The sequence below is a fragment of the Pseudomonas sp. FP1154 genome (genome assembly GCF_030687245.1).
GTDB classification, from domain to species: domain Bacteria; phylum Pseudomonadota; class Gammaproteobacteria; order Pseudomonadales; family Pseudomonadaceae; genus Aquipseudomonas; species Aquipseudomonas rhizophila.
This window is the reverse complement of sequence record NZ_CP117465.1, coordinates 3,227,386-3,252,048: the sequence shown is the minus strand read 5'-3', so window position 1 is coordinate 3,252,048 and position 24,663 is coordinate 3,227,386. Positions and strand designations below refer to the sequence as shown.

At 61.0% G+C, this 24,663-nt stretch carries 17 protein-coding genes and 3 pseudogenes; 8 read left to right on the top strand and 12 right to left on the bottom strand.

Going from position 1 to position 24,663, the window contains the following annotated elements:
• Window positions 1–11: 11 nt before the first annotated feature.
• From tssI to tssB, 9 genes are all read right to left on the bottom strand, one after another.
• Complete coding sequence (gene tssI, locus PSH91_RS14620; RefSeq protein WP_047225730.1) at window positions 12–2,021, bottom strand: type VI secretion system tip protein VgrG; 2,010 nt, start codon at window positions 2,019–2,021, stop codon at window positions 12–14.
• An 18-nt stretch (window positions 2,022–2,039) separates the two neighbouring features.
• Window positions 2,040–2,483: a hypothetical protein gene (locus PSH91_RS14615; protein WP_047225731.1), complete on the bottom strand. Its 444-nt coding sequence runs from the start codon at window positions 2,481–2,483 to the stop codon at window positions 2,040–2,042.
• 55 nt (window positions 2,484–2,538) lie between these two features.
• The gene (gene tssH, locus PSH91_RS14610) at window positions 2,539–5,082 is read right to left on the bottom strand and encodes a type VI secretion system ATPase TssH (protein ID WP_107322341.1); all 2,544 of its coding nucleotides are present in this window, start codon (window positions 5,080–5,082) and stop codon (window positions 2,539–2,541) included.
• Between the two features lies 1 nt (window position 5,083).
• Window positions 5,084–6,109, bottom strand: coding sequence for a type VI secretion system baseplate subunit TssG (gene tssG, locus PSH91_RS14605; RefSeq protein ID WP_076384391.1), 1,026 nt, complete (start codon window positions 6,107–6,109; stop codon window positions 5,084–5,086).
• Window positions 6,073–7,863 (bottom strand): type VI secretion system baseplate subunit TssF, encoded by a 1,791-nt coding sequence (tssF, locus tag PSH91_RS14600; protein WP_305466013.1) that lies wholly within the window; start codon window positions 7,861–7,863, stop codon window positions 6,073–6,075. Before tssF ends, tssG begins: the two co-directional genes overlap by 37 nt.
• Window positions 7,847–8,290: a type VI secretion system baseplate subunit TssE gene (gene tssE, locus PSH91_RS14595; RefSeq protein WP_047225735.1), complete on the bottom strand. Its 444-nt coding sequence runs from the start codon at window positions 8,288–8,290 to the stop codon at window positions 7,847–7,849. Before tssE ends, tssF begins: the two co-directional genes overlap by 17 nt.
• 13 nt (window positions 8,291–8,303) lie before the next feature.
• Window positions 8,304–8,801 (bottom strand): Hcp family type VI secretion system effector, encoded by a 498-nt coding sequence (locus tag PSH91_RS14590; protein ID WP_047225736.1) that lies wholly within the window; start codon window positions 8,799–8,801, stop codon window positions 8,304–8,306.
• Between the two features lie 206 nt (window positions 8,802–9,007).
• Window positions 9,008–10,489, bottom strand: a complete 1,482-nt coding sequence (tssC, locus tag PSH91_RS14585) for a type VI secretion system contractile sheath large subunit (RefSeq protein ID WP_047225737.1) — start codon at window positions 10,487–10,489, stop codon at window positions 9,008–9,010.
• Window positions 10,490–10,519: 30 nt separating this feature from the next.
• Window positions 10,520–11,077 carry a type VI secretion system contractile sheath small subunit gene (gene tssB / locus PSH91_RS14580; RefSeq protein WP_047225738.1) on the bottom strand — a complete coding sequence of 186 codons (558 nt, stop codon included), beginning with the start codon at window positions 11,075–11,077 and terminating at the stop codon, window positions 10,520–10,522.
• 223 nt (window positions 11,078–11,300) lie between these two features.
• Here tssB and PSH91_RS14575 point away from each other — a divergent pair, with 223 nt between their 5' ends.
• The 5 genes and pseudogenes from PSH91_RS14575 (at window position 11,301) to tssA (ending at window position 18,830) form a co-directional block, all read left to right on the top strand.
• Complete coding sequence (locus PSH91_RS14575; RefSeq protein ID WP_047225739.1) at window positions 11,301–11,762, top strand: hypothetical protein; 462 nt, start codon at window positions 11,301–11,303, stop codon at window positions 11,760–11,762.
• Window positions 11,763–11,814: 52 nt separating this feature from the next.
• A complete protein-coding gene (gene tssK / locus PSH91_RS14570) occupies window positions 11,815–13,146 on the top strand; it encodes a type VI secretion system baseplate subunit TssK (RefSeq protein WP_305466011.1) in 1,332 nt (443 codons plus the stop codon).
• 18 nt (window positions 13,147–13,164) lie between these two features.
• Window positions 13,165–13,926, top strand: a complete 762-nt coding sequence (locus PSH91_RS14565) for a DotU family type IV/VI secretion system protein (RefSeq protein ID WP_160892238.1) — start codon at window positions 13,165–13,167, stop codon at window positions 13,924–13,926.
• A pseudogene (locus tag PSH91_RS14560) lies at window positions 13,923–17,745 on the top strand (type VI secretion system protein). Before PSH91_RS14565 ends, PSH91_RS14560 begins: the two are co-directional and overlap by 4 nt.
• Window positions 17,742–18,830 carry a type VI secretion system protein TssA gene (gene tssA, locus PSH91_RS14555; protein ID WP_107322348.1) on the top strand — a complete coding sequence of 363 codons (1,089 nt, stop codon included), beginning with the start codon at window positions 17,742–17,744 and terminating at the stop codon, window positions 18,828–18,830. Before PSH91_RS14560 ends, tssA begins: the two are co-directional and overlap by 4 nt.
• Here tssA and PSH91_RS14550 read toward each other — a convergent pair.
• On the bottom strand, window positions 18,827–19,780 hold the full coding sequence (locus tag PSH91_RS14550; protein ID WP_047225744.1) for a 2-hydroxyacid dehydrogenase: 954 nt from the start codon (window positions 19,778–19,780) through the stop codon (window positions 18,827–18,829). The genes tssA and PSH91_RS14550 overlap by 4 nt on opposite strands.
• A gap of 386 nt (window positions 19,781–20,166) precedes the next feature.
• Between PSH91_RS14550 and PSH91_RS14545 the strand changes: the two are divergent.
• Window positions 20,167–21,075: pseudogene (locus PSH91_RS14545) on the top strand (sigma 54-interacting transcriptional regulator); the annotation flags it as partial.
• Window positions 21,068–21,877, top strand: a complete 810-nt coding sequence (locus tag PSH91_RS14540; protein WP_370695159.1) for a cysteine hydrolase family protein — start codon at window positions 21,068–21,070, stop codon at window positions 21,875–21,877. The pseudogene PSH91_RS14545 and the gene PSH91_RS14540, both read left to right, overlap by 8 nt.
• 310 nt (window positions 21,878–22,187) lie before the next feature.
• Here the strand turns inward: PSH91_RS14540 and PSH91_RS14535 are convergent, their stop codons facing one another.
• Window positions 22,188–22,925: a LysR substrate-binding domain-containing protein gene (locus PSH91_RS14535; protein ID WP_305466009.1), complete on the bottom strand. Its 738-nt coding sequence runs from the start codon at window positions 22,923–22,925 to the stop codon at window positions 22,188–22,190.
• Window positions 22,926–22,961: 36 nt separating this feature from the next.
• Window positions 22,962–23,072: pseudogene (locus PSH91_RS26750) on the bottom strand (LysR family transcriptional regulator); the annotation flags it as partial.
• Window positions 23,073–23,571: 499 nt separating this feature from the next.
• Here PSH91_RS26750 and PSH91_RS14530 point away from each other — a divergent pair.
• Window positions 23,572–24,663, top strand: coding sequence for an alkene reductase (locus tag PSH91_RS14530; protein WP_305466008.1), 1,092 nt, complete (start codon window positions 23,572–23,574; stop codon window positions 24,661–24,663).

The window sequence follows — 24,663 nt, the reverse complement described above, 5'->3', positions numbered from 1 at the left end:
GCGAGCTCCTGTCAGTTGACCTTCACCAGGCCGCCCTTGATGGTCAGCATGCCGCCGCCGTCCACGGTCTGTTCGGCGGCGGCCTTGTTCACCAGGCTGATGCCGGCGTCGTTGGTCAGGGTGGTGCCGGCCTTGTTTTCCAATGACGTACCGGCCTGGTTGCTCAGGGCGGTTCCAGCCTTCTGGCTGATGGACGTGCTGGCCTGGGCCGCCAGGTCTGCACCGCTCTTGATCGCGAAACTGCCGCCGCTTTGCAGGGTCAGGGTGCCACTGACCTTGATGGTCAGGTTGCCGTCCACCGTCAGTTCATAGTTACCGGTGACCTTGTGCGCGTAGTTGCCCCCGGTGCTGTGGTTCTGGTCCGAACCCACGGTCACGGTGCGAGTGTCCTTCACATCGAGGCTGTCGCTGCCGGTCTGGATGGTCACGCTGCGTTTGCCCTTTTCCAGGGTGACGGTTTCGTCGCCTTCCTTGACCGTGCGAGTGCGCGCGTTCTGCACCGTGAGGGTTTCATCGTGACCGACCGTGGCGGTGGTGTCGTTGAGCACGTTGATGTTGAAGTCTTTCTGGGCCTGGAGAAAAACCTCCTCGGCGTCCTTCTTGTCCTCGAAGCGCAATTCGTTGAAACCGCCGCCGCCCTTGGACGAGTTGGTCTTGATCCCGGACTGGGTCTGGTTGGCCGGCAGCGCGTAGGGCAGGGCGTTGTCGCCGTTGTAGACACAACCGGTCACCAGCGGCCGGTCGGGGTCGCCGTCGATGAAGGTGACGATGACCTCCTGGCCGATGCGCGGCACGAACTGCATGCCAAACCCCTTGCCGCTCCAGGGCAAAACCACACGAACCCAGCAGGATGAACTCTCGTCGTTCTTGCCGGTGCGGTCCCAGGGGAACTGCAACTTGATCCGCCCGTATTCATCGGTCCAGATTTCTTCGCCGGCCTTGCCCACCACCAGTGCCGTCTGGGTGTGCATGCGTGGTTTTTGCGTGGTGCGGGGCGGTCGATAAGTCGTGGCCTTGGGAATCGCCTCGAAGCGGTTTCGGTAGCTATCGTGGCTGGCTTCGTGGCTGACCGAGGTCACCACCCAATCGATATTCAGCGTCGAGTCTTCATGGCCGGCGAGGGTGAACCAATACCCCGGCACCAGCCAACGGCAGTCGCTTTCGCCGACAAACCGCTTCTCCTGACTGCGCAGGCCATCCACCCGCTGTTTGGTCAACGCATCGCCCTGGCCCTTGGCGTCATAGCCGCCCGGATGCTCGTATATCGAACTCGGCCCGGCGACGGCTTCGGCCTGGCTGTAGAGCGAAGTCGTTGGCGTGGTGAATTGGTAGTCGGTTGCCTGGTAGACCCCGGCCACCGCTTGCAGGCACACCTGGCCTGAGCGGATGCCATGCAGTTCCCGATCACCTATTTTCTGCCCGAGATAATTCACCGTCGGGCCATTGGGGATCGGCAAGAACGCATCATTGTTGTCAGCCAGCACCAGCGTGTGCGTGCCTTGCTCGTGGCTGAAAAACCAGAAAATCCCGTCTTCTTCCATCAACCGCGAAACAAAGGCCAGATCGGTTTCGCCGTATTGCACGCAGTATTCGCGTGGTGTGTAGCTGCCAGTGAGTTTGAGCTGGAAATCGGTGAAACCATGGGCCTTGAAAATCGTGGTGACGATGTCCGAGGTGGCGAGGTTCTGAAACACCCGATTGTTGCTCGCCAGGGTCAGCCACCAAAGCCACGGGCGCAATAAAAGTTGATAGCGTTCGGCGGTGGCGTCGGCGGGGAGCTGGCGGATCTCCGCGACCAGAAAATCCAGCGGGCGCAACAAGGCGTCCTTGTGCAGCGTCATGGTGACATGGCTGGCGACAGCGCTGGTGAGGGTCAGCGAAGGGCCGTCGTTGATGCCGTTGAGGATGTGCGAGCCCAACGCATTGAGGCTCTCTTCGCCGGACAGCGATTCCGGATACAGCGCCGACAGCGTGGCCGCGGTGAGGGAGAGGGTGGTGTTGCTGTCGGTGGAGCGGGGCATTGATTGTCCTCAGCGCCTTTAAATATCGTCAGGAAATCCTTCGACCGGGCCTGCCCATAAACACGACTCAACCGGGAAAGGAACATTGTCCAGTTGATTGGTATTGACCCCAATGCGTTGAGCGCAAATTTTGTCAGGCTCGCCAACTTTTTTAATCTTGATGAATCCGCTATTTACGTAATCATCCACTTTCTTCATCTGTTTTGGTTTTATCCATGCGAGGTTGAAATACAAAACATAGACTTCTGACAGTTTGCTAATGCCGAGTTTCTCTTTTTTCTCTCGTATTTCAGACGGTGGTATGGTCGTTAAATAGAAACCTTCTTCATGCTGCTTTTTGAACCAGGCCCACTTTTGAGGTTGATTCATCGTGCATTTCCACTCCCGGACGGCGGGGGTGCCGATTTGATTATCAGTGATGGATTTGGCCGCTGACTGGGTGGTGTAGTGATAGAACTTCATAAGGGCTCCGGTCCAACTCAGAAAGACTTAACAGGCGATGAACCACGACGGTTTGTCACTCCAACACCCACTCCGCCAACTTCCCCGTCACCTGCGTCATCAACACATTCTCCACATCCCTTGCTCCTGCCGCGCTGCACTTGGCCAACACGGCCTTGACGATCCCTGCGTCGAACTCGAACTGCTTGCCGGTCGCGGCCTTATACCGCCCACGCAGTTTCTCCAGCTTGGCCAGGACAATGGCTTCCAGCGTCGCCTCCTCCAGCGGCCGATACGCCACCACCGTCATGCGCGCCAGGAATGCGGGGCGAAACGCTTGCAGCAAGACTTTATGCAAGGCTTCGTTGAAGGCGTCGCTGCCCAGTTGCGCGGCTGGCGTGTCCAGTAGCAGTTCGGCGCCGACGTTGCTGGTGGCAAGCATCACCGTGTTCTTGAAGTCCACCACCAGGCCGGTACCGTCTTCCATCAGGCCTTTGTCGAAGACGTTGTAGAAGGCCTCGAGCACATCCGGGTGGGCCTTTTCGATTTCATCCAGCAACACCACCGAGTAGGGTTTGCGCCGCACCGCTTCGGTGAGCACACCGCCGCTGCCGTAGCCGACATAGCCGGGCGGGGCGCCCTTGAGTTGGCTGACGGTGTGGGCTTCCTGGTATTCCGAAAGGTTGATGCTGATCAGGTTGCGTTCGCCGCCATACAAGGCATCGGCCAGGGCGTAGGCGGTTTCGGTCTTGCCCACGCCGGTGGGGCCCACCAGCAGGAATACGCCGACCGGTTTCTGTGGATCGGTCAGGCCGGCGCGGTAGGCTTGCAGGCGCTGGGCGATGGTGTTCAACGCGGTGTCCTGGCCCATCACCCGCAGGCCCATGCGCTGACCGAGGGTGCGCACGGCGTGGGCTTCGTCGGCGAGCATCTTGCCTACCGGGATGCCGGTCCAGCCGGCGATCACGGCGGCGACGGTCTTGCTGTCCACCTGTTCGGGTACCAGCGGATCGTCCTGGCGAATGGCATCCAGGCCGGCCTCCAGACGCAGCAGTTCGGCAGCCAGGTGGTCGATGCGGTTATCGATCTCGGTGTCGGGCTTTTCACCGTCGGCGCGCTCGCTCAAGGCCAGCAGCTCGCGGCGGGTGTCGAGCAGTTCGCGCACCGCTTCGCGCTCTTCACCCCAGCGGGTCTCCAGCTCGCGGATGGCCTGCACGTTGCCGCTCGACTCGGTTTCCAGCAGGGTGATGCGCTCGCGGTGATCCAGTCCGGTGGCCTGTTCACGGCGCAGGCGTTCGACTTCGTCCTTGAGGCTGTTCTGGCGATGGCGCAGGCTTTCCAGGGGCGGTGGCACATCGTGTTGGCCGAGGGCGACCCGTGCGCAGGCGGTGTCGAGCACGCTGATGGCTTTGTCCGGCAACTGTCGCCCGGAAATGTAGCGGTGGGACAGTTTCACCGCCTCCTGAATGGCCGCATCCAGCACGTGTACGCCGTGATGTTGTTCCAGTTTGGTCGCTACGCCACGGAGCATTTCCACGGCGGTGAGTTCGTCCGGTTCTTCGACCTGCACCAGTTGGAAGCGACGGGCGAGGGCCGGGTCCTTCTCGAAGTATTTTTTGTATTCCAGCCAGGTGGTGGCGGCCAGGGTGCGCAGTTCACCCCGGGCCAGGGCCGGTTTGAGCAGGTTGGCCGCGTCGCTGCCACCTTCAGCGCCGCCGGCACCGATCAGGGTATGGGCTTCGTCGATAAACAGAATGATCGGTTTTTCAGCGCTGCGTACAGCGTCAATCACGCCTTTGAGACGCTGTTCGAACTCGCCCTTGACGCCCGCGCCGGCCTGCAACAGGCCCAGATCCAGCACGCGCAACGTGACCTCCTGCAACGACGGTGGCACGTCGCCTGCGGCGATGCGCAGGGCCAGCCCTTCCACCACGGCGGTTTTGCCGACGCCCGGCGCGCCCACCAGGATCGGGTTGTTCTGCCGACGTCTGAGCAGGATATCGATGCACTGACGAATCTCACCGTCGCGTCCGACGATGGGATCGATGCGTCCGTCCCGAGCGTCGGCGGTCAGGTCCTGGGTATATTGGTCGAGCACCGGGTCCTGTTTCGGTGGTGCCTCACCGGGTTTTACCGGGCGCACGCCGCCGACATGTTCCCGCGAGCTTTCGGTCCATTCCAACAGATGGGCGCGCAAGGCCTCCCGGGGAATGCGCAGCAGCGATGAGGCACTGTTGAGCAACAGGCTGCGACGCTCATCACGGTCCAGCAGTGCCAGCAACAACAAGCCGGAACGAATGCTGTCCAGGCCCAGCACGCTGGCTTGCACCACGGCGTCCTCCAGCAGGCCGATGGTTTGCGTCGACAGGGCCGGCGTGCGGGTACTGCCGGATTTGAACAGCTCCAGGGCCTTGTTGATTTCTGCCGCCACCGCGTCGCGCTCCAGGCCAAAGCGCGGCAACAGACAGGCGAAGTCACCGCCTTCGATGTCCAGCAGTTCCAGCAGCAGGTGCTCGATTTCCACATAGTGATGGCTGCGTTGCAGGCAGCGTTGCGCGGCGCGTTCCAGGGCGCGACGGTTGTCCGGGTTGAGGCGTCCGATCAGGCTGGCCAGTTCCATTTCAGGCGATCTCCGGCTGACGAAGGCGAGTTTCGATCCGTTGTACGGCAAGGTTCGGCTGGCGTTGCAGGCCACCGTTCCAGCTCAATCGTGGCGGCGCCTGGCGAACCAGTTGCAGTGGCCCGGCGCCACGGATCAGCAGCACCAGGGTGCAATCCAGATCGGGACCGAAGTACAAGGCGTAAAGGCTGGCGAGTAACGGATGGGTCTCGCCGGTGGGCAGCAATGCATTGGCCTGAACCGCGGTCAGCGGGCCGAGGGTCAGGCGCACGCCGGCATGTTCGTCCCAGACCCGAGTGCCGGCGACCGCGCTGTGGCCCAAGCGCAAGTTGCGCCCGCCGGGCTGCAAGCGGCTGCGGCTGGCGGGAGGAATTTCGCGCCAGCCACCTTTGTAGGCGGTCAGTTCCACCGGCAGCCCGAACTGTTCGCGCACGATGGCTGCAAACCCGGCCAGGGAGCGCCGGCCATCGGCGTACAGTGCGGTACACGCCAGCACGCCCGCATCGGGTGCGGCCTGGCGTTCTTGCAACGCCTTGGGCAGCAGGCCGGTCAATGCACGCAATTGCGCCTGCACGGCAGACGCCGCCGGTGCGGTAAAACCCAGGGCGATGCGGTGTTTGCGCATCACTTTGTAGAGCAGGCTGAGCAGACGATGCTGGAACAGGTCGAGAAACTCCGCCGGCGCATGATCGCGCGCCCGTGCCCGTTGTTGCAGCCATTCCTGATAGGCGTAGGGCAAGGGGCCGTCGGGGCCGCCGAGGCCAAAGATCGGCGTGGTCAGGATGGGTGCCGTGCCGGGCTCTTGCTTCAGGCTTTCGACTTCACTGGCGGCGAACAGCGGTGTCAGCGGTCCCCGCAGGCGCAGGGCTTCGGCGTGGGGCGCGGTGCCGCTGCCCAGGGTTTCGGCCTGGGGCTGTTCGCGCTCCAGCACCAGCAATGCCTGAAGCCATTCGAAACGATGCGGGTCGCGCCGCAAACGTTCGCTCAGGTTCAGAGCGTCAGGGGTTTGCCGGCTTGGGGTTGCCATGTTTTCACCTCCCTGTCCGACTGAACGAGTACGGTGCGCACGAAACGATTGGCGGTGGCATAGAGGGAAAAGAACTGCGCCAGCACCCCGGAGAACAGCACGGCACTGCTGCCGACGAAGTGTTGCGGGTCTAGTTGCAGGCTTACTTGCAACCCGTTGCGCCACCCGCGCCAGGCGTCTTCGCCGACATGGGCGATGACCCGGTCACAGGTCAGTTCCAGCACCCCGGCGATCTGTCGCCGGGCGCTGGCCTCGTCCCGCAGATTGTGCAATTCGAGAATTTCCCGCAGCGCGTCGAGAGCCTGGGGACCTTCCACCAGCGACAGGTGGTTGAGGGTCAATTGCGACACCAGTCTCCAGCGCGATTCGCCATCCAGGCGTGGCAGGCTCTGCGGGCTGGGCGGGTTGCGCAGGCGAGCCCAGGCCACCGGCCCGGGACGCTCAAAACCCAGCGCGGTGCCGGACGGTAGGCTCTGGGCCAGATGGCGGTTGGTGCACAGCAACTCGGCGGTGAGGCTGTAGTCCCGCGTGTCAGCCAGCGGGTCGAACTGAGTATCCACCAGGCTGACCATCAAATCGGTGCCCAGGCGATTGGGGCTCATGCCGCTGACTCGCCGCGCATGCCAGTAATAGGCCTGGTCGTTGCCGTGCTGGCTGCCGTAATAGGCCGGGACTTTGCGCACCCCCTGGCTCGACGTCGCGCGCATGCCGCGGATGCTGTGGATCTCGACGCTGTTCTCTCGATGACTGTCGGCCACCAGGCGGTATTCGCTGCGGGTGCCGTCCGGGCGTAGCGGCTCGGACGTCCTGGGGAACAGGTTGATCACTGGCGCGCAGCCCAGGGCGATGTCGCTGGCCTGGAGCGGAAGGCGGCTGACGGGGGCACGGTCGAACACGATGTACAGGTACAAAGCTTGGCTGTCGCTGGACGCTCCGGCCAGTGGCAGGTCGAAAAAGCCGAATTTGTCGGGGAAGGCAAAGTACTCCGCCAGCAGGCGCATGCCGGGATGCACTCCGTCCTCGTCCGGCAGCAAGGCTTGATCACTGGCGAAACCGACGATCTCAGGCAGGCCGGTCAGGGGTTCCGGCACGCTGCCCGGTGGGCCGGCCAGGACCTTCACGGCATGGGCGCCGAGCAGGTCATACAGCCAGGCGTTGATCATTGGTGAGGCTGCCAGGTGCACCCGCAGAGAATCGATCCCCAGCGTCGACCATTGGCTTTCCCCCAGGCAACGCAGGTTCAGGCGCAAGGCGGAACGCGCCTGCACCACCCCCGTCAGCGCCTGAGCCTCATCGCTGCCCAGCAGCAACGCTTCACTGACTTCGACCGGCCACAGGCGCACGGCGGCCGTGGTGCGAAAATGAATGCTCTGCCCCTTGTCGGTGGTGACGAACAAGGGCGTGTCCCGGGGCAGGGGGTAGCCTTCATTGAGGTTGCCTTTGCTCGGGTCGGGCTCGAACTGCACGATGGCGCAGGACGGCAGAGGACGCAGGGCCAGAGGGTAAAGCTGTTCGAGCAAGGCATCGCTGAACTCGGCGTAGTCGTCGTCCAGTCTTCGCTGCAAGCGGGCGGCCAGCAGTGCGAAGCCCTCCAGCAGTCGCTCGACATGCGGGTCCGGGCATTCGCCGGGAGACAGCTCCAGACGCCTGGCGACCTTGGGGTAACGTTCGGCGAACAGGCTCCCGGCATGTCGCAGCCAGGTCAATTCACGCTGGTAATAATCCAGCAGTTGCGGGTCAATCGAGTCGCTCATGTCGTACCTCAAGGCCGTCGCCGGCGGGCTCGATGACAAATGCCACAGGCCATGAGTGCTGATCACCGCGCAACTCGCCCAATAGCCGTATGTTCAGTTGCTGGGGATGACCCGGCACAGGGTTGACCTGGACCTCGCCCAATCGCAGGCGCGGTTCGAAGTGGTTGATGGCCTGACGGATCTCGCGGGTCAGTTGGCGACGGTCATCGCTGCGCTGCTGTTGTAGCGCCGTCCAGTCAGCGATGCCGTAATCCAGAATGCTCGGCGGCTCGGTCAGCGCCTTCGGGCCGCGTCGGGTGTTGAACAGGCGCAGCAGTTCGGCATGAACCGAGTCCTGCAGCGCCTGCCGGTCGAACGCCCGCTCAGGGTCTTGCGCCGGGCTGGCCAGGCGTTCGAACAGGGGAGGGCGAAGCCCGAAGCCAGCCATGGGCGCGGCTTCCTTACTTGGTCATCTTGTTGGCCGCCAGGTCCCACGTCGTGCCCGCCGTGCCTTCCTTGGTGCCATCGTCTTTCTGCGCGGTGAGTTCCCATTTGATCTTGGTGAAGTTCAGCGACAGGGTTTCCACCGGTTTGCCGCCTGTACCGCCACTGACGCTGACGTTGGACAGCACGACGTTGGTCAGGGTGTAGACGATGAACGGCATGATCTGACCGCTGCCTTCGGCAGCGTTGCGACCGATGGTGATGATGGCTTCGGGGATCGGTTTACCGGCGCAGCAATATTCGTTGAGGGTGGGGGTAGAACTGTCGACGAATTTGGTCAGGGTGAATTCGCCGATGTGGGGCCTGCCGGACGTACGTTCCGAGTTGCTGACGTCATTGGTGACTTGCATCGCCACGTTGTGGCTGTAGGACATGACTTCGATTTTGTCCGTGAAACCCTCAAGCAGGCTGTCGCCCTTGATGTCGCCGCCGAGGTCGAGAATGATCGCATCCATTGTGTGGAACTCCTGAATAAGACGAGATGGGGGGGCCCAATACCGTTAAAAACGAACGCCGAACCTGTGGCGAGGGGATTTATCCCCGCTGGGGCGCGAAGCGGCCCTAAATCTGACCACCCTAAGTGGACCGCTTAGGGGGCTGCTGCGCAGCCCAGCGGGGATAAATCCCCTCGCCACAAGCTCCTCGCCAGAGGTTTCGGCCGTCAGGCCGCTACCGGCGGCGGCAGGGTCGCCACCAGGCGGATCGAAGCAGTCAGCTCCTCCAGCTGGAAGTGCGGCCGCAGGAACACCGTAGCCTTGTAGGCCCCTGGCTTGCCCGCCACCTCCGTGACGTCCACCCGCGCTTCGCGCAACGGGTACTGCGCCTTGATCTCTTGCGGCGCGTTGTCGTTGATCAGCACGTAGTCGGCGATCCAGTTATTGAGGTAGGTCTGCACGTTGTCGCGGGTCATGAAGCTGCCGACCTTGTCGCGCATGATGACCTTCAGGTAATGGGCGAAACGCGAGGCGGCGAGCACATACGGCAACATCGCCGAGATTCGCGCGTTGGCGTTGGCCTCGTTGGTGTTGTAGAGCTTGGCCTTGTTGGTGGTCTGGCCGCCGAAGAACACGGCCACGTCACTGTTTTTCTTGTGGCACAGGGAAATGAAGCCCAGGTCGTTGAGTTCTTTTTCGCGCCGGTCGGTGATCGCCACTTCGGTCGGGCATTTGAGCGACAGGTCCCCGGAGCTGGTGCGGAAGGTATGGGCCGGCAGGCCTGCTACCGCGCCACCGCCTTCGGCCCCGCGAATCGCCGCGCACCAGCCATATTTGGCGAAGGCTTCGGTGATGCGTTGCGACAGCGCCCAGGCGGCGTTGCCCCACAGGTATTTACTGTGGTCGGTGCCGTTGACGTCCTCGACGTAGTTGATGCCTTCCACCGGCAGTGTGTCCGGGCCGTAGGGCAGGCGCAGCAGAAAGTGCGGCAGCACCAGGGACACGTAGCGCGAATCTTCGCTTTCGCGGAACGAGCGCCACTTGATCAGCTCCTGGCTTTCGAAAATCTTCGACAGGTCACGGGGCACGGCCAGCTCGGTGAAGCTGGTCATGTCGAACAACCGGGGGCTGGCGGCGGCAATGAACGGCGCGTGCGCGGCGGCGGCGACGTTCGACAGTTTTTCCAGCAGGCCGATGTCTTGGGGGTGGCGTCCAAACGTGTAGTCGCCCACCAGCAGGCTGAACGGATGCCCGCCGAAGGTGCCGTATTCTTCCTCGTAGATCTTCTTGAACAGCGCGCTCTGGTCGAACTCGACGGCTTTTTCCAGATCGTTCTGCAGTTCTTTCTGGGTCACGTTGAGCAAGCGCAGTTTAAGCCGCGTGCTGGTTTCAGTGTTTTGCACCAGCAGATGCAGGCCGCGCCAGGAGGCTTCGAGTTTTTGCAGTTCGGGGTGGTGCAGCACTTCGTTGAGCTGGGCGCTGATCAACTGATCGATCTGGCTGATGCGGTCGTTGATCATGGCCACGGTGTCCTTGTCGATGGCCATGCCTTCGTCGAGGACCTGGGTGGCGAATTCGGCCAGCATGTCGCGGGCGTAGTCCTGCTGGCTGTCGTCGTGGGCCATGCGGCCTTCGGCGATGATCTTGTCCAGCAGGGACAGGGTCTGGGTCGTGCTCTCGCTGGTTTGAGCGCTGGATGAAGCAGGCATGGCTTTATCTCCCTTGAGTGATGAGCGCGATCAGGCCTGTGGTTCGGCCGGGGCTGGGTCATCGTTGGCGGCTTCGGTCGGCAGGTCTTGCGCATCCTGAGGGCGGGCTGACTTGATCTCTTGCAGGCCTTCGGTGTTGGCGATCACGTCGCGCAGCAGCTTGTCCAGGTCGTCGTTGCCATCAAGCTTGGTCAGCAGGTCCCGCAGACGCTGGCGGGCTTCGAACAGCCGGCGCAGGGGCGTGACCTGCTCCACAACCTTGACCGGGTCGAAGTCGTCGATGTGGCGGAAGTTGAGTTCGATGTTGAGCTTGCTGTCGTCACCGCTGAGGGTGTTATTCACCTGGAGCGTGGCGCGAGGGGAGATGGAGGCCAGTACCTCGTTGAAATTGTCGCGATCGATTTCGGTGAAGCGCCGCTCGTTGAGCTTGGGCAGCGGGTCCAGTGGTTTGCCCGAGAGGTCGGCCAGAATGCCGACCACCAGTGGCAATTCTTTCTTTTCGATGGCATTGCCGATTTCCACGTCATAGGTGATCTGGACGCGGGGAGGACGGACTCTGTCGAGCTTGTGCTGGGTACTTTCTGCCATGGCGGCCGACTCCGATGCATGTAGGGAGCAATGCATCGGGGGGCCCGCTCATCGCATTCCCTTGCTGATCCGCAGGTTGCAAATGGAGGGCAGTAGACCTGTCATTCCCTTGACGAACCTGGTGCATTCGACTGTGTGGGTCGAACTACCCAAGACGCTAGAACAGGTCTATAAAAATGCAAGCAAAAACAATTTTTGACCGCTGAGAAAAGGAAGATTCATTTTGCGTGTTCTTTTTTCCGGATTTTTTTTGAGCGTCGCGCTCACCGGTTGTTCGCTGTTTGCTCCCAGTGTCGACCTCGACAGCCTGACCTTGGACGTCGCGCCCCGAGCCAATGACGACACACCCATCGCAGTGGATTTTGTCGCCGTGAACGACCCGGATCTGCTCAAGCAGCTGTCGGGAATCAGCGCACGCCAGTGGTTTGCCGAGCGTGAACAGTTCCAGCGCGACTATCGTCAACTCATGTCGGTGTGGGGGCTGGAGCTGGTGCCGGGGCAATTCATCGACCGCCAACCCTTCCCTCTGGAGGGCAGGCGCGCCGCTGGACTTTTGGTCTTCGCCAGCTATAACACTCCCGGAGCCCACCGGCTTCGGCTGGACGATCAGCGCCAGGCTTGGCTGAAGTTCGAAAGTCGTGAGATGACCCTGGTGAACGATGGCCAGCTTGCCAGTCAGCCTTGAGTGACCGCGGGCCGCCCTTGGGCGGCGTCATTGGGATGTCGAAGGGAGTCGTATGAGTCTGTTACCTGACGCGGTTTGCTGGCACGAGGGCATGCAGTTGCTGCCCCAGCACTTCCAATTGCAAGGCCTGCGCGCTGAAGCCCTGGCCGCGCATTTTGCCGGCGCCTGCAACCCCTGGTTCTGGGGTGTCAGCCAGCTTGAGGTCGACTCTTCGGCTCTCAGCGCCGGCCAAGTCCGGCTGTTGCAGCTGCAGGGCACCTTGCCGGACGGGTTGCCGGTCAACGTGCAGGCCGGGGTCGGGCCGACCCTGGAGCTGGACATCACCGAAGCGGTGAACAAGACCGATGACGCGACGGTGACCGTGTACCTGGCCATCAGTCCGCTCTGGCGCGCCGGGCAATTGCTGCCGCTCAAGGGCCGGCTGCAATCGGTAGTGGGTGAAGCCTTGCCGGATCTCACCAGCGGCGAGTTTCCCGAGTCCATCACGGTGTGGCGGCCGAACCCTCGGCTGTGCACACAACTGAGCAAGGCCGACTCGATCTGCCTGCCGCTGTTGCGCATCCGCAAGGAGGGCGGCGGCTTCCTGCGGGTGGCCTACACACCGCCGACGCCGATCCTGTTGCCGGAATCGATTCTAGGTCGGCGAGTGGCCGGGCTGTGTGCCAGGGCCCGGGAGAAATGCCTGTTCCTGGCCGGGCGCCTGCGTCAGGCCCAGGCGGCCGGTAACCAGGACGATGCCATGGAGATTCGCCGTCAATTGACTGCGTTGTGGGCGCGTTTGCCGGAAGTCGAAGGCGCGCTGAACACCCGGGTGGCGACGCCCCAGGCATTGCATGGTCTGCTGTTGGGGCTGGCTGGTAGCTGGTCGGCGCTCGATCCGCTGGCCGGTGTCCCGGCCTTTGCGCCATTGGATTTTCTTGAGTTGCAACGCGGCTATGAGCCGCTGCTGGACTGGTTGGAAAACACCCTGGAGCTGGTCCGCGCCGGTTATCGCAGCCTGGCCTTCGAGCGCGATGACCAGGTGTTCTCGATCCAGTTGCCTGACGACCAGCCGAACCAGCGCCTGGTGATCGGCCTGCGTATGCCCAACGGCGCCAGTGAGCAAGCCGCCGCCGAGTGGTTGCGGGGGGCGATCATCGCGTCGGCGCCGCACATCCCGTTGTTGAGTCGCCAACGCATGAGCGGTCTGCCCCATCAGGCCATGAGCCGCAACGAACAGGTGGCCTACAGCGTGGGTGACGACACCCGGTTGTTCGTGGTGGCCGCCAGCGGGCAATGGTTCGATGGGCAATTGCCGTTGCACATCGTAGCGCCGGCCTCGCATCAGGCCAGCAGTCCGTGGCAAGTGGTGTTGTTTGTGGCGCAAGCCGGTGAAAGCGCCTGATCGTAAAAGGGGAGTCGTATGCCTGACGGAAGTGGCGGGGCGGTTCGGAGTCTGCATGAGGCACCGCTGAGTAGTGCGTTTCGTCAGGCTTGGCTGAAGTGGTCCCAGGACTGGCAGGACTTGCCCAAGGACAGCGACCCCGCGGTATTGGTCAGCCGGGTGGTGGAGTTTTCCGGTCGAAGCGCCCAGCGGTTGTGGCGGGTTGCCTTTGCCACCGTGGGCGATGCGGCCACCGAGCAGGTCAAGGCATTGGTCTACGCCTTCGTGGCGCTGGTGGACGAGACCTTGCTGTTCACCCCATGGCCGGGACAACTGGCCTGGCAGCAGCATCCCCTCGAATCGCGCATGTACTCCAGCCGTCAGGCCGGCGAACGGTTGCCGGCCGCTATCAAGAAACTGCTCGATGAGCAGATGCCCGGCACCCGGGACCTGGCCAACGTGTACCTGCAGTGTCTGATTCTCGGTTTTCAGGGCCGATTGCGGGGCGAGCCCGGTCAGGTCCAGCACGAAAAATGGCGGGTGGCGCTGTTCACGTTCGCCTGGCAGCACGAGCCCGATTATGTCGATGTCAGCCAGCGCCTGGCGATGTCTGCGGCGGCCACACCGATACGTGTCCCGGCTCAACAGTCGTTGCCGGACGGTTTGCGCCTGGGCCTGGTGATCCTGGCGATGGTGTTGCTGCTGACCGGGTTGGGGCAGGTGTTCTGGCGTGACATCCAATCAGAGCTTGAACCGGTGCTGCAACTGAACGAGTCGGTGGTTCAGGAGCAGGACTCATGAGCCTCTTGAGCATCGTCGCCCTGGTGTTGCTCGCCATTGTCGCGGTGCTGCTGATTGCGGCGGCGATCTGGTGGCTGCGCACCCAGGGCGGCGCGGCTATCCGCAGCTTCTATGGCGCGGTGCGCCACATGGAGCAGGAGCAAGGCACTCGGGACCGCTATCAGATGCCCTGGTTGTTGATGCTGGGCAACGAGGCCGATGGCGCGCAGTTGTGCGCCCAGTGGCGTTTGCAGCCGACAGACAAGGCGGCGTGGTTCGGCCGCTGGTGGTCGGATGCCGAAGGCGCGGTGCTGGTGGTGCCCCAGGCGCTGTTTTTGCCCGATGAGGGCATGAACATGCAGCGGGGTAACTGGTGGCGGCTGTTGGGATTGATTCTGAGCCTGCGCAGCAGACGGCCGCTGGATGCGGTGATCTGGACTGTGCCGTTCGGCAAGCTCGATGACATCGAGCAGACGACCGAGTTGAGTCTCAAGGTCCGGCGCTGTTTCATCGACCTCTTGCAACGGTTCGGTCTGAGCTTGCCGGTGTACGTGGTGATCACCGGGATGGAAGAACTGCCGGGGTTCCAGGAACTGGTCAGCGCCTTGCCCGCCCAGGCGCGGGAATCGACGCTGGGCTGGTCGTCGCCATATTCGCCCGAGGCGGCGTGGCAATCGCAATGGAGCGATCAGGCGCTGGATCAGGTCAACGCCGCATTGTCCCAGTCGATCATCGAAATCGGCGCGCTGTCGGGGCAGTTGAGCAGCGATCTGTATGGGTTGCCGGAGCGTTTCGAAGGGTTGCGGCGCGCCATGCAGCTGCTGCTGGAACCGGTTTTCCAGGGCAACGCGCAAGGCGAGGCACCGCGCTTTCGTGGCGTGTATTTCACCGCCAGCCAGGCGCCGGCCGTCACCGGCGATGGGTTGACCGCCAGCGACAGCGTTTTGCGCCAGACGGTGTTCGCTCGGCAATTGTGGTCGCGCCGGCTGGTGGCCGAGCGGGGCCTGGCCCAGCCGGTGCCACGCCTGCTGCGCTTGCGCCAGCGCTGGCATCGGCTGGGCGGTGGGGTGGCGCTGGTGGTCGGCGTGGTCTGGCTGGGGAGCATGGTCTGGGTCTGGCACGATTCGGTCGAGCAAGCCGAGGGCTTGTCGCGGTTGGTCCTCAGCGCGCACAAAAACCATGTCGTGGTCGACCCCGACAAGCCGCAATTGGAGCCGACTCGGCACAACGTGCAGAACTACTGGAACGTGCTGGAAAAAGCCCCGCGCTGGCGTTTCGTCTCGGTGGTGTTTCCGACTTCCTGGTTCTCCGCCGTGGACGTACAACTGGGACAACGGCTTGCGCATGACCGCCCGCCATCATTGGATATTGCCGCTGCGTGACCTGCTGGTCTCGGACCTCGAACAACTCAAGGGCATCCGCAATACCGAGCGGCGCGGCAACGTGGAAAGCGAAGATCCGGCGCAATGGCAAAGTTACGTGAAAGCCAAGGACCTGGTTGAGCGTGCGGTGCGCCTGGAACAGCACAACCAGATGTTCAGCCAGGCGGTGAACAACCCCAAGGCACCGTTGGACGAGCTGGTGCAACTGAGCAACAACGCCCTGTCGTTGAACCTCAACACCGGGACCTTGAGCCGGGCGCGTTTTTACAATCGGGTGCTGTTCGATGCCCAGAATAGCGATTTGAAAGGCCTGGACCTGAACGCCGCGCGCCCGGTGATTGCCGATAACTTCATGGGCCTGATGCAGCGCTGGCTGGATCATTACTTTCTGGCGGACAACTTCGTGCGTCAGGCCGGTTACCTGAAGCTGCATCTGCAACGGCTTGAGGCCGGCGGCGGCAACTCCTTGAGCGAACTCGAAGAGCTGATGGCGTTGGTCGATGACCTGCAAAGGCTCGTCAGCCTGACCAACTCGGCCTGGGGCCGGGGCAAGGGGCAGGACCTGGTGCCCGGTTACACCCAGTTGATGGACAAGGTGGGCCACAGCACGCTGCTGGGGCCGGATCTTGAGCAGGATCTGCAGAGCCAGGCGGCAAAATTGCAGCAGAGCTTTCGCGACCAGTGGATCGTCCAGACCGGTTCCAGGGACAATCTGTTGGTCCAGCAGGGCAGCGGTTTGCTGGTGCTGCAGGAGCATGTCACGGCGCTGGACGGCGCGGTACAAGCGCTGTTCAAGCGTGACTTCGTGGCATTGGCCATGCAGAAGGCGCCGTCGGACAGTAACGCCGACTCGATGGGCCGGGGTGACAGCGACGATTTCAGCGTTGCCTTGAACTACTTCGCCAGCTACCAGAGCTACGCCAATGAAGAACTGCCGCGCATCCCGCCGGATTATCGTGGGGCGCTGATGGAGGCTGCTGAAAGCGCGGCGGCGCGGGCCATGTGGCTGAGTCTGGATGACAGCGAGCAACCGCTACCGGGCATGAGTTTCAATGTGCAGACCTCCCAGGCCGTTGCCCTGCAAAAAGCTTTCATGGATGTGAAGCGCAGCGATCTGGCGATTCGTTTTCAGCGCCTGCTCAACCGCCGAGCGTTGGCGCAGATCCAGAGCGGCCTGAACGAAATCGACGCCCAGCCACTGTTCACTCAACGTGCCGATGTCCAACGCTGGGACGGCTCGAAGAACTTCGGCTTGCAGTTGTACGGCGCCACTGATCCTCAGGACTTGAAGCTGAACCTCAACCAGCAGTTCGGCGCCATGCTACAGATCGCCGAGCATCGTATGCCTGCGCTGGAATGGCTGATTGTCCAGCAGGACAACCTGTCGGCCCTGGAGCACGATCAGGTTGCCCGGTTCATGGCGCTCAACGACGAACTGCTCAAATACAAAAACCAGAACCCGGCCAGTGCGGCTGCCCAGCTGGAGCAATTGGTAAGTCGCGATTTCATCGAAATGGACACCACGTCCTGCGCGCAGATTCTGCAAACGTCCAGCCTGCCCGGCGGACGTGGCGACCTGGCCGTGCGCACCGTTACGCTGCAACAAAGTGCCTTGCAGCGCTGCCTGTATCTACAACAGAACCAGGCGGCGACCGCCTGGAATGACCTGGCCAATTATTTCAATCAGTACCTGGCCGGGCGCTTTCCGTTTTCCCAGGACGTGCGGGCCAGCGATGCCGACCCGGCGCGGGTCCAGCGCCTGCTGGAGCTGATCGACACGCGGCTGCCTCAGGCACAGGCCGGACTGGCGTTGAGCCGGACGCCGGAGCGATTGGCGGCGGAGGATTTTCTCAACCGTTTGAAACAGGCCGGTGCCTGGCTCGGGCCGCTGTTCGTGCGGGACAAGAGTGGCTTGCTCGGCGTAGAAATGGACGTGCGCTGGCGAACCGATCGCGAGCAGGAACGCGGCGCGGATCAGGTGATCGCCTGGGGGCTGAACGCCGGCAACCAACAGATCAGTTACCCAGGTGAAACCGGGCAGAACCTGCGCTGGATGGTCGGGCAACCGGTGAGTTTGACCCTGCGCTGGGCCCGTAACGGTTACCAGCGTCCGGCCAACGACCCCTTGCAACCCGACCTGGTGGTGCGCGATCTGGAAGCCGGCTGGGAGTACCAGGGGCCGTGGGCGTTGCTGCGCCTGATGCGCTCACTGGTGTCGAGCCAGCGCCAGCCGAATGCCGACTACACCGATTTCCCGCTGACCCTGCAACTGCCCGTGACGGCCCAGACCCAGGCGACCACGGCGCAACAGACCCAGATGTTCCTGCGTTTGTCGCTGATGAGCCAGGGTTCGAAGCTGCCGCTGTCGATTGCGCCGCTGCCGACCCAGGCCCCCCGTTCACCTTTCATGGCGACCTCATCGAGCACCGCCATCGCAACCCGCGAGGAGGGCTTGTGAGCTTGCCGATATCCCCTTTGCCCGAACTCATCCCCCGGTTGCTTGAGCCGATCAGCGCCGAATCGCCCTGTGGCCAGGATCTGCGCTACGAGCCGGAGTTCGACCAGTTGCGCGAGTTGCGCCGGGAGGACGACACCAGCCTGCCCACAGGTGTGTGGCAATCGTCGATCAAGCGCGCCCAATGGCCGGAACTGGAAAGACTTGCCACTGTGTTGCTGCTCGAGCGCAGCAAGGATTTGATGATCAGCGCCTGGCTGGGGGAGGCCTGGTTACACCTGACCGGGCTGGAAGGACTGCCGGGCAGCCTGGCGTTGGTGGCGGGTCTGTGTGAGCGCTACCCCGAGCAGCTGTATCCCCGGGCCGATGACGGTGACCCGTCGTGGCGGGTCATTCCGCTGGAGTGGCTGGCCCGTCGCTACAGCGAAGTGTTACTGACACGGGTGCCCTTGTTCGATGGCCGGGACCCTGATTTCGACGGTTTCTGCCTGGCCGACTGGCAACGCTTGCAGCGCCAGCAGGTGTTGGTCAACGACAGTAAAAACGCCAAGGCCTCGGCGGAAGCGGCGCGCAACGACCAGAAAAAACTTAGCGAACTGATTCGCACCACGCCATTGTCGTTCTGGCTGCATCGCCAGGGCAGCCTGATGCTGAGCCTGCAGCACCTGCAACGGCTCGAAGCCTGGAGTGATGCCTACCTGGGCGATCAGGCCCCAGGCTATTCCTCCCTGCAGGACGTGATACAGGCCTTGCTGACATTGATAGAGGAGTTCATTGCGATGAACCCACAGCAACCCACCGTCGTGCCGGCGCAAGCACCACCGCCGGTGACGCCGCAAACCGCCCCAGCGCAGGTGGGCGCCGCGGCAACCCTGGCTTTTCAGGAGCCGGCCAGCCGCGAGGAAGCCTATCGCCAGTTGCTGGTCATCGCCGGCTACCTGGCTCGCACCGAACCCCACAGTCCGGTGCCCTATTTGATCCGGCGCGGCGTGGAGTGGGGCAACAAACCGTTGAACGAGCTGCTGGGCGAACTGATCAGTGCCGATGCCGAATCCCGGCGCGTGTGGACGCTATTGGGCGTTCTCTAACGCTCCTCGTCGGGCAAGCGCACCGGCGTCAGTACCGGTTTGCCGGAAAAGAACGCGGTCAGGTTCTGGCCCACCAACTCCACCATAGCGCGGGTGGCTTCCGGCGACAGGCCTGCCACGTGGGGTGTGAGGACGACGTTGGGCAGGTTCTTCAGCGCCTGCGGCACTTCGGGCTCGTGATCGAACACATCCAGGGCCGCTCCGGCAATTCGCCGTTGTTCCAGGGCGCTGATCAGGTCGGCGGTGGCAACCACGCTGGCCCTGGCGACGTTCACCAGAAATCCTTTTGGACCGAGCGCATCCAGGCTCTGCTTGTTTATCAACTGCCGGGTATCCAGGCCGCCTGGTGTGGCGACGATCAGGAAGTCCGAGACCCGCGCCAGTTCCGTGGGCGTGGCGCAGAAGGTGTAGGGCACGTCGTTGCGTACCCGGCGATTGTGATAGCTGACACTCATGTCAAAGCCCAGGGCGGCCCGTTTGGCGATCGCCATGCCCACTGCGCCAAGGCCCAACACGCCCAGCCGCTTACCGGCCAGGGAAGGGCGCGCGCTCCTCGGCCATTCGCCCCGTCGCAGGGCGGCATCGCAATGGGGGATATCGCGCACCAACGCCAGCAACAGCGCCATGGCATGGTCGGCTACCGACGACGCATTGACCCCGGCGCCATTGGTCACGACGATGCCGCGCTGATGGGCGGCCTGCAGGTCCACCTGCTCGTAGCCGGCGCCGATCACGCAGATGATTTTCAGGTTGGGCAGGGCGGCAATTTCCTCGGCCGTCAAACCCAGGGGACCGCGGGTCAGAACCGCGCTGAACCGTTCTCCATGTTCGTAAATCGCCGTCTTGCGCTCGGCAGGCGTTGGCGCCAACTCCAAGTGATAGCCCTGACGCTCAAGAATCGGCAGGTATTCGTTGACGGTTTCAACCAGTACAAGAACGGTTGCGGTCATGCTGTGCTCCTGTGGGCAATAGGACTGACGAAAAACCTGTGGGAGCGAGCCTGCTCGCGATAGCGGTGTCTCAGGAAATACCATGGCTGGCTGTTCCATCGCTATCGCGAGCAGGCTCGCTCCCACAGGGTTTTGTGCATTATGGCTTATCCTGCGCTGGTAACTGTTTCATCTGTTCTGAGTGTAGGAGTTGGCGCAAAACGGCGATAGGTCGGCGGCTTCATCATAAGCTTTCAATATCAATTGGCACGGGAATCCCTGAATACTTACTTGAAATGGATCTCGAATGCGGGATTCTTGTCTTTCTTTTTGAACAAGCGTTTACCGGTAGGTTTTCTCTGATCGCGGAACTTTAAACTCCCCCAACCCTTTGATCGAGGCGCATCATGCGAATCCACGTCACATTCAATGATCGCGTCGGTATTACCCAAGAAGTGCTGGCACTGCTCGGCGCGCGAAACCTCAACCTGGACGCGGTGGAGATGATTCCACCTAACGTCTACATCGATGCGCCAGACCTGAGTCAGACGGTGCTGGACGAGCTCAATTATGCGTTATTACGAGTAGAAGGCGTCAAAGCTGTGGAGCTGGTCGACATGCTCCCGGGTCAATGTCGCCGTCTTCAACTTGATGCGTTGTTAGCCGCTATGAGCGATCCGGTATTGGCGGTTGATCCGGGGGGGTATGTCCTGTTGGCCAACCCCGAACTGATCAGTCTTTATGGCAGCGATCCAACGGGAGAGCCCCTTTCGAATTTGTTCACAGCACCGAACTTCACAAGGGCCTTGTTGGACAAAAGCTTTCGGTTGCCGATGTGTGAGGTCAATTTCAAAGGACACGACCTGTTGCTTGACGCCACTCCCATTATCGGTACGACACAGAGTTCGCGTTTGCTCGCGGGTGGATTGTTGACGCTTTACCCTCCGAGCCGTATCGGTGAGCGCCTGGCTTCTCTGCATCACGATCATGCGGAAGGGCTGGACGCTTTACTGGGGAAGTCGCCGGTGCTAGCACAGCTCAAGACGCGACTGCACAAGGTTGACGGGCTGGACGCACCGTTGTTGATTCAGGGCGAGACGGGGACGGGTAAGGAACTTGTAGCGAGGGCCTGTCACACCATGAGTGCAAGACGAGACGCACCGTTCCTAGCCCTGAACTGTGCAGCGCTGCCGGAAAGCCTGGCCGAGAGTGAGCTGTTCGGCTACGCCGCCGGTGCGTTTACCGGGGCACAGCGAGGCGGCAAGCCTGGGCTGTTGGAGCTGTCGGATCGGGGTACGGTATTTCTAGATGAGCTTCCGCGAAGCTGTCAGCGGCTTTGACAGCCAAGGCATAACCGGAGAAATCGCCGCGGGTCCGCTTGGAGTGGGCCACGGCAACTCTGTGCAAACCGAGGAAATACTCATGTTCAAAGACTGGAAAACTGCACGTCGATCGATGTATTACGCGGGGGCGCCAGAACCCGATGATCCTGTGCTTGCTAAAGGCAAGGTGGCGCTACTGGTCATCGATGTCCAAAACACCTACCTGGAACGCCCGGACCCCGCATCGCTCGACAAAGTGGAGCGGGCCCGATTCGACGCTTGGACTCCGTTCCATCAGCGAATGCATGGAACCGTAATTCCGAACCTGGAACGATTGATTGGTGCTTTCCGCAGGGCGGATCTCGAAGTCCTGTTCGCGCGCATCGGCTGTCAGAAAGAAGATGGCGGCGATCGTTCGCTGAGCCAGAAAAAGCCTGGCTGGAACAACCTGCTGCTACCTGCGAACGAGCATGCCTCTCAGGTGATCGACCGTCTCGCCCCTGCATCGGACGAGATCGTCGTTCTGAAGACGACAGACAGCGCATTGACGGGTACCAACCTGCGACTGATCTTGCGCAACTTGGGCATCACCCATGTGGTGTGCGCGGGGCTGTTCACCGACCAGTGCGTGTCATCCACAGTGCGTAGCCTCGCCGACGAGAGCTTCGATGTCATTGTGATCGACGATGCCAGCGCGGCCGGCAGCATAGAGCTTCACAATAAGGAGTTGGAGATCCTCAACATGATCTACTGCAACGTAATGACAACCGATGAGCTGTTGGACTATCTCCCCTAGGGAAAAGCGGTGATCTAGGGGCATAATTTTTATTCGGGATGGAATCTATAGGATTTTGCTAGGGGCCAACGCACATGGTAAGTGCTGAGCCCCTTTTACTTCATGCAAGAGTTTTCCGAGTCGTTATTATTGTCTAGGGCTGGTTTCTAAGGATGTAGCGCTACGAGAGAACAGAAAAGCGCTTTAGAGGAAGTTCAATTGAGTCAATTATTGCCCCTTAACGATTCAGTGCTCTTGATTGATGACTCGGCGCAAATGATGCTTGGCCTCAGTCTCCGGAGCGCTATGAGGTTGGAGGCGTAGCGCACATCTAAGCGTGCCCCCTCGCCGCGGCTGGTAAATTCTTGACTAGAAAATCTGAAAATGAATATATCGATGATGAGCTTTTGATTCGCTCCCGGAAAATCAAATTCACGGGGAGCGCAGGAAGCTCATAGTCTTCAAGCAGTAGTTCCAATTGTCCGCGCCGTACATAGTCGGCTACTTGGTATAAGAATGCCCGAGTAATTCCGCAAGCATCGAGTGCTATGCTGACAGCGGCCTGGTTGCAAGTGACATCCATCCGGGCCGAAGGAGTGATTGTGAGTAACTGGTCACCGTTTTGAAATTGCCAAGTAGGGGGCAGTGCGCTGGCAGTGCAATTGATAATGTCGTTGTCACGAAGTTGCTCAGGGTGTGTTGGACGGGCATGCTTTTGAAAATAGGAAGGAGAGGCACACAAAACCTGTCTGGTTTCTCCAATTTTTATGGAATGACCGGCGTTCAATTCAAAGTGTCCAATCTTAATGCAAATATCGATGCCCTCGTTCAGCATGTCAGTCTCCCTGTCGACGAATAAGCACGAAAATCTTACGGCCGGGAACTGCTCTAGGTACTGCCTGACAAGCGGAGCAACAAACATCCCTCCAAATATCATCGGCGCTGATAATCTGATAAGACCGACTGGTGCAGTATGTTGTCCTGTGACTGCCGCTTCCGCGGCCTTTATGCCATTCAGAATATGTCGACAATCAAGTAGGAACCGTTCGCCGGCTTCAGTTAAATTCATGCTACGACTATTCCGCGAGACGAGGGGTAGCCCTATCCGTTGCTCAAGCGCTGCTATTGTTCGCGTTACGCTCGGTGGTGAAATGCCTTCGCGCCGCGCTGCAGCCACAAAGCTTCCCTCATCCACTACCGATAGAAAAATCTCCATTTCTCGAAATCGATCCATTCGCTACCCCTAGAACTCGCAAATTCCTTCCGTGATCCTTTAGGACCAAGAGGACCCGCGCCATTGCGCATACAACATTTGATAGGTGCTTACCATGCGTTTTGAGAAGCAACCGGCTTCCTTGCGATTCTTCGACATGGACGATGAGGGGGGAATACGGTTTTCTTACAAAAGTGAATTTCAGCTGACGAAATGATTTAGAGGTTTAGCGCGATCAGATCATTGTTCTAAAAACAGCAATTAAATTAGCCAGGTTTTGACCTGTATACACGCGTGGGGCGACGGCATATTCACAAAGCATCACCCAAACATGCTGAACCTACAGAAGATTATTTCTTCGCGTCGCGTCGCTTTCACTGGAGATCGACTGAGCCTTCTAACGAAGGTGATCGCATCGTCGCTATCCTGCTGAGGGCTGGTAGTGACCGGTGAGGAGGCGTTGGCGCCGCTCAGCTCCTTATTGTTGTCTGAAGGAAAATTCATGAAGCCGCTTTTTGAACACGTAGTGCTTGGAGCGTTGAAGGCCTCTAATCGAATCATTATGGCTCCTCTGACCCGTGCTCGCGCGACACGCGAACACGTCCCGACCGAGATCATGGCCCAATATTACGCACAACGCGCATCAGCCGGACTCATCATTGGCGAAGCTACGGGCATCTCACGCCAAGGCGTTGGCTGGCCTTACGCACCGGGGATCTGGTCTGAGGAGCAAGTGAACGCCTGGAAGCCTGTCACACAGGCGGTGCATGACAAAGGTGGTCTGATCATCGCCCAGCTTTGGCATATGGGTCGCATGGCGCATTCCGCCGTCACCGGCCAACAACCCATTTCGTCAAGCGCGACCGTAATGCCAGGGGATGCCCACACCTATGACGGCAAGAAGCCTTTTGAGGTGGCCCGTCCCCTGACTCAGGAGGAGATTCCGGGTCTTATCGCTGATTATATCCGAGCGGCGAAGAATGCCATGGCTGCGGGTTTTGACGGAGTTCAGATACACGCGGCAAACGGCCAATTGATGGACCAGTTTTTACGCGACAATAGCAATATGCGCACCGATGAATATGGCGGAAGCGTTGAAAATCGTGTGCGCCTATTAGAGCAGGTGACGCGAGCGGTGGCGGATGCCGTAGGTGCGAATCGCACAGCGGTTCGGCTATCCCCCAATGGTGAGAGCTATGGTGTGGACGACAGCGATCCCGTCCCTCTGTTTACGGCAGCTGCAAAGATGCTGAATGATATCGGTCCTTTCTGGAGCTACGTGAACCGCCGCCGAACGGGTACGTTTGGAGCGACCGACGTACCACGGCTTTCTCCATTGATCCGCGAGCATTTCAAAGGTCCGATCATCCTCAACAGCGACTATGACGTAACGCGAGCACAGGCCGACCTCCAGAGCGGTCTAGCCGATGCCATCAGCTTCGGACGTCCCTTCCTGGCCAATCCAGATCTAGTCGATCGGCTGCACAAAGGCGCGACCTTGAACGAGGACAATATGGATACCTATTACAGCCAGGGTGCTGAAGGTTATATCGACTACCCAACGCTTTCAGAAACTCAAACACCACTCCCGTAA

What these genes read in the sequence shown, in the direction of transcription:
- tssI (WP_047225730.1), bottom strand. Translation starts at nt 2,021, where the DNA reads ATGCCCCGCTCCACCGACAGCAACACCACCCTCTCCCTCACCGCGGCC.
- PSH91_RS14615 (WP_047225731.1), bottom strand. Translation starts at nt 2,483, where the DNA reads ATGAAGTTCTATCACTACACCACCCAGTCAGCGGCCAAATCCATCACT.
- tssH (WP_107322341.1), bottom strand. Translation starts at nt 5,082, where the DNA reads ATGGAACTGGCCAGCCTGATCGGACGCCTCAACCCGGACAACCGTCGC.
- tssG (WP_076384391.1), bottom strand. Translation starts at nt 6,109, where the DNA reads ATGGCAACCCCAAGCCGGCAAACCCCTGACGCTCTGAACCTGAGCGAA.
- tssF (WP_305466013.1), bottom strand. Translation starts at nt 7,863, where the DNA reads ATGAGCGACTCGATTGACCCGCAACTGCTGGATTATTACCAGCGTGAA.
- tssE (WP_047225735.1), bottom strand. Translation starts at nt 8,290, where the DNA reads ATGGCTGGCTTCGGGCTTCGCCCTCCCCTGTTCGAACGCCTGGCCAGC.
- PSH91_RS14590 (WP_047225736.1), bottom strand. Translation starts at nt 8,801, where the DNA reads ATGGATGCGATCATTCTCGACCTCGGCGGCGACATCAAGGGCGACAGC.
- tssC (WP_047225737.1), bottom strand. Translation starts at nt 10,489, where the DNA reads ATGCCTGCTTCATCCAGCGCTCAAACCAGCGAGAGCACGACCCAGACC.
- tssB (WP_047225738.1), bottom strand. Translation starts at nt 11,077, where the DNA reads ATGGCAGAAAGTACCCAGCACAAGCTCGACAGAGTCCGTCCTCCCCGC.
- tssK (WP_305466011.1), top strand. Translation starts at nt 11,815, where the DNA reads ATGAGTCTGTTACCTGACGCGGTTTGCTGGCACGAGGGCATGCAGTTG.
- PSH91_RS14565 (WP_160892238.1), top strand. Translation starts at nt 13,165, where the DNA reads ATGCCTGACGGAAGTGGCGGGGCGGTTCGGAGTCTGCATGAGGCACCG.
- PSH91_RS14550 (WP_047225744.1), bottom strand. Translation starts at nt 19,780, where the DNA reads ATGACCGCAACCGTTCTTGTACTGGTTGAAACCGTCAACGAATACCTG.
- PSH91_RS14540 (WP_370695159.1), top strand. Translation starts at nt 21,068, where the DNA reads ATGAGCTTCCGCGAAGCTGTCAGCGGCTTTGACAGCCAAGGCATAACC.
- PSH91_RS14535 (WP_305466009.1), bottom strand. Translation starts at nt 22,925, where the DNA reads ATGAATTTAACTGAAGCCGGCGAACGGTTCCTACTTGATTGTCGACAT.
- PSH91_RS14530 (WP_305466008.1), top strand. Translation starts at nt 23,572, where the DNA reads ATGAAGCCGCTTTTTGAACACGTAGTGCTTGGAGCGTTGAAGGCCTCT.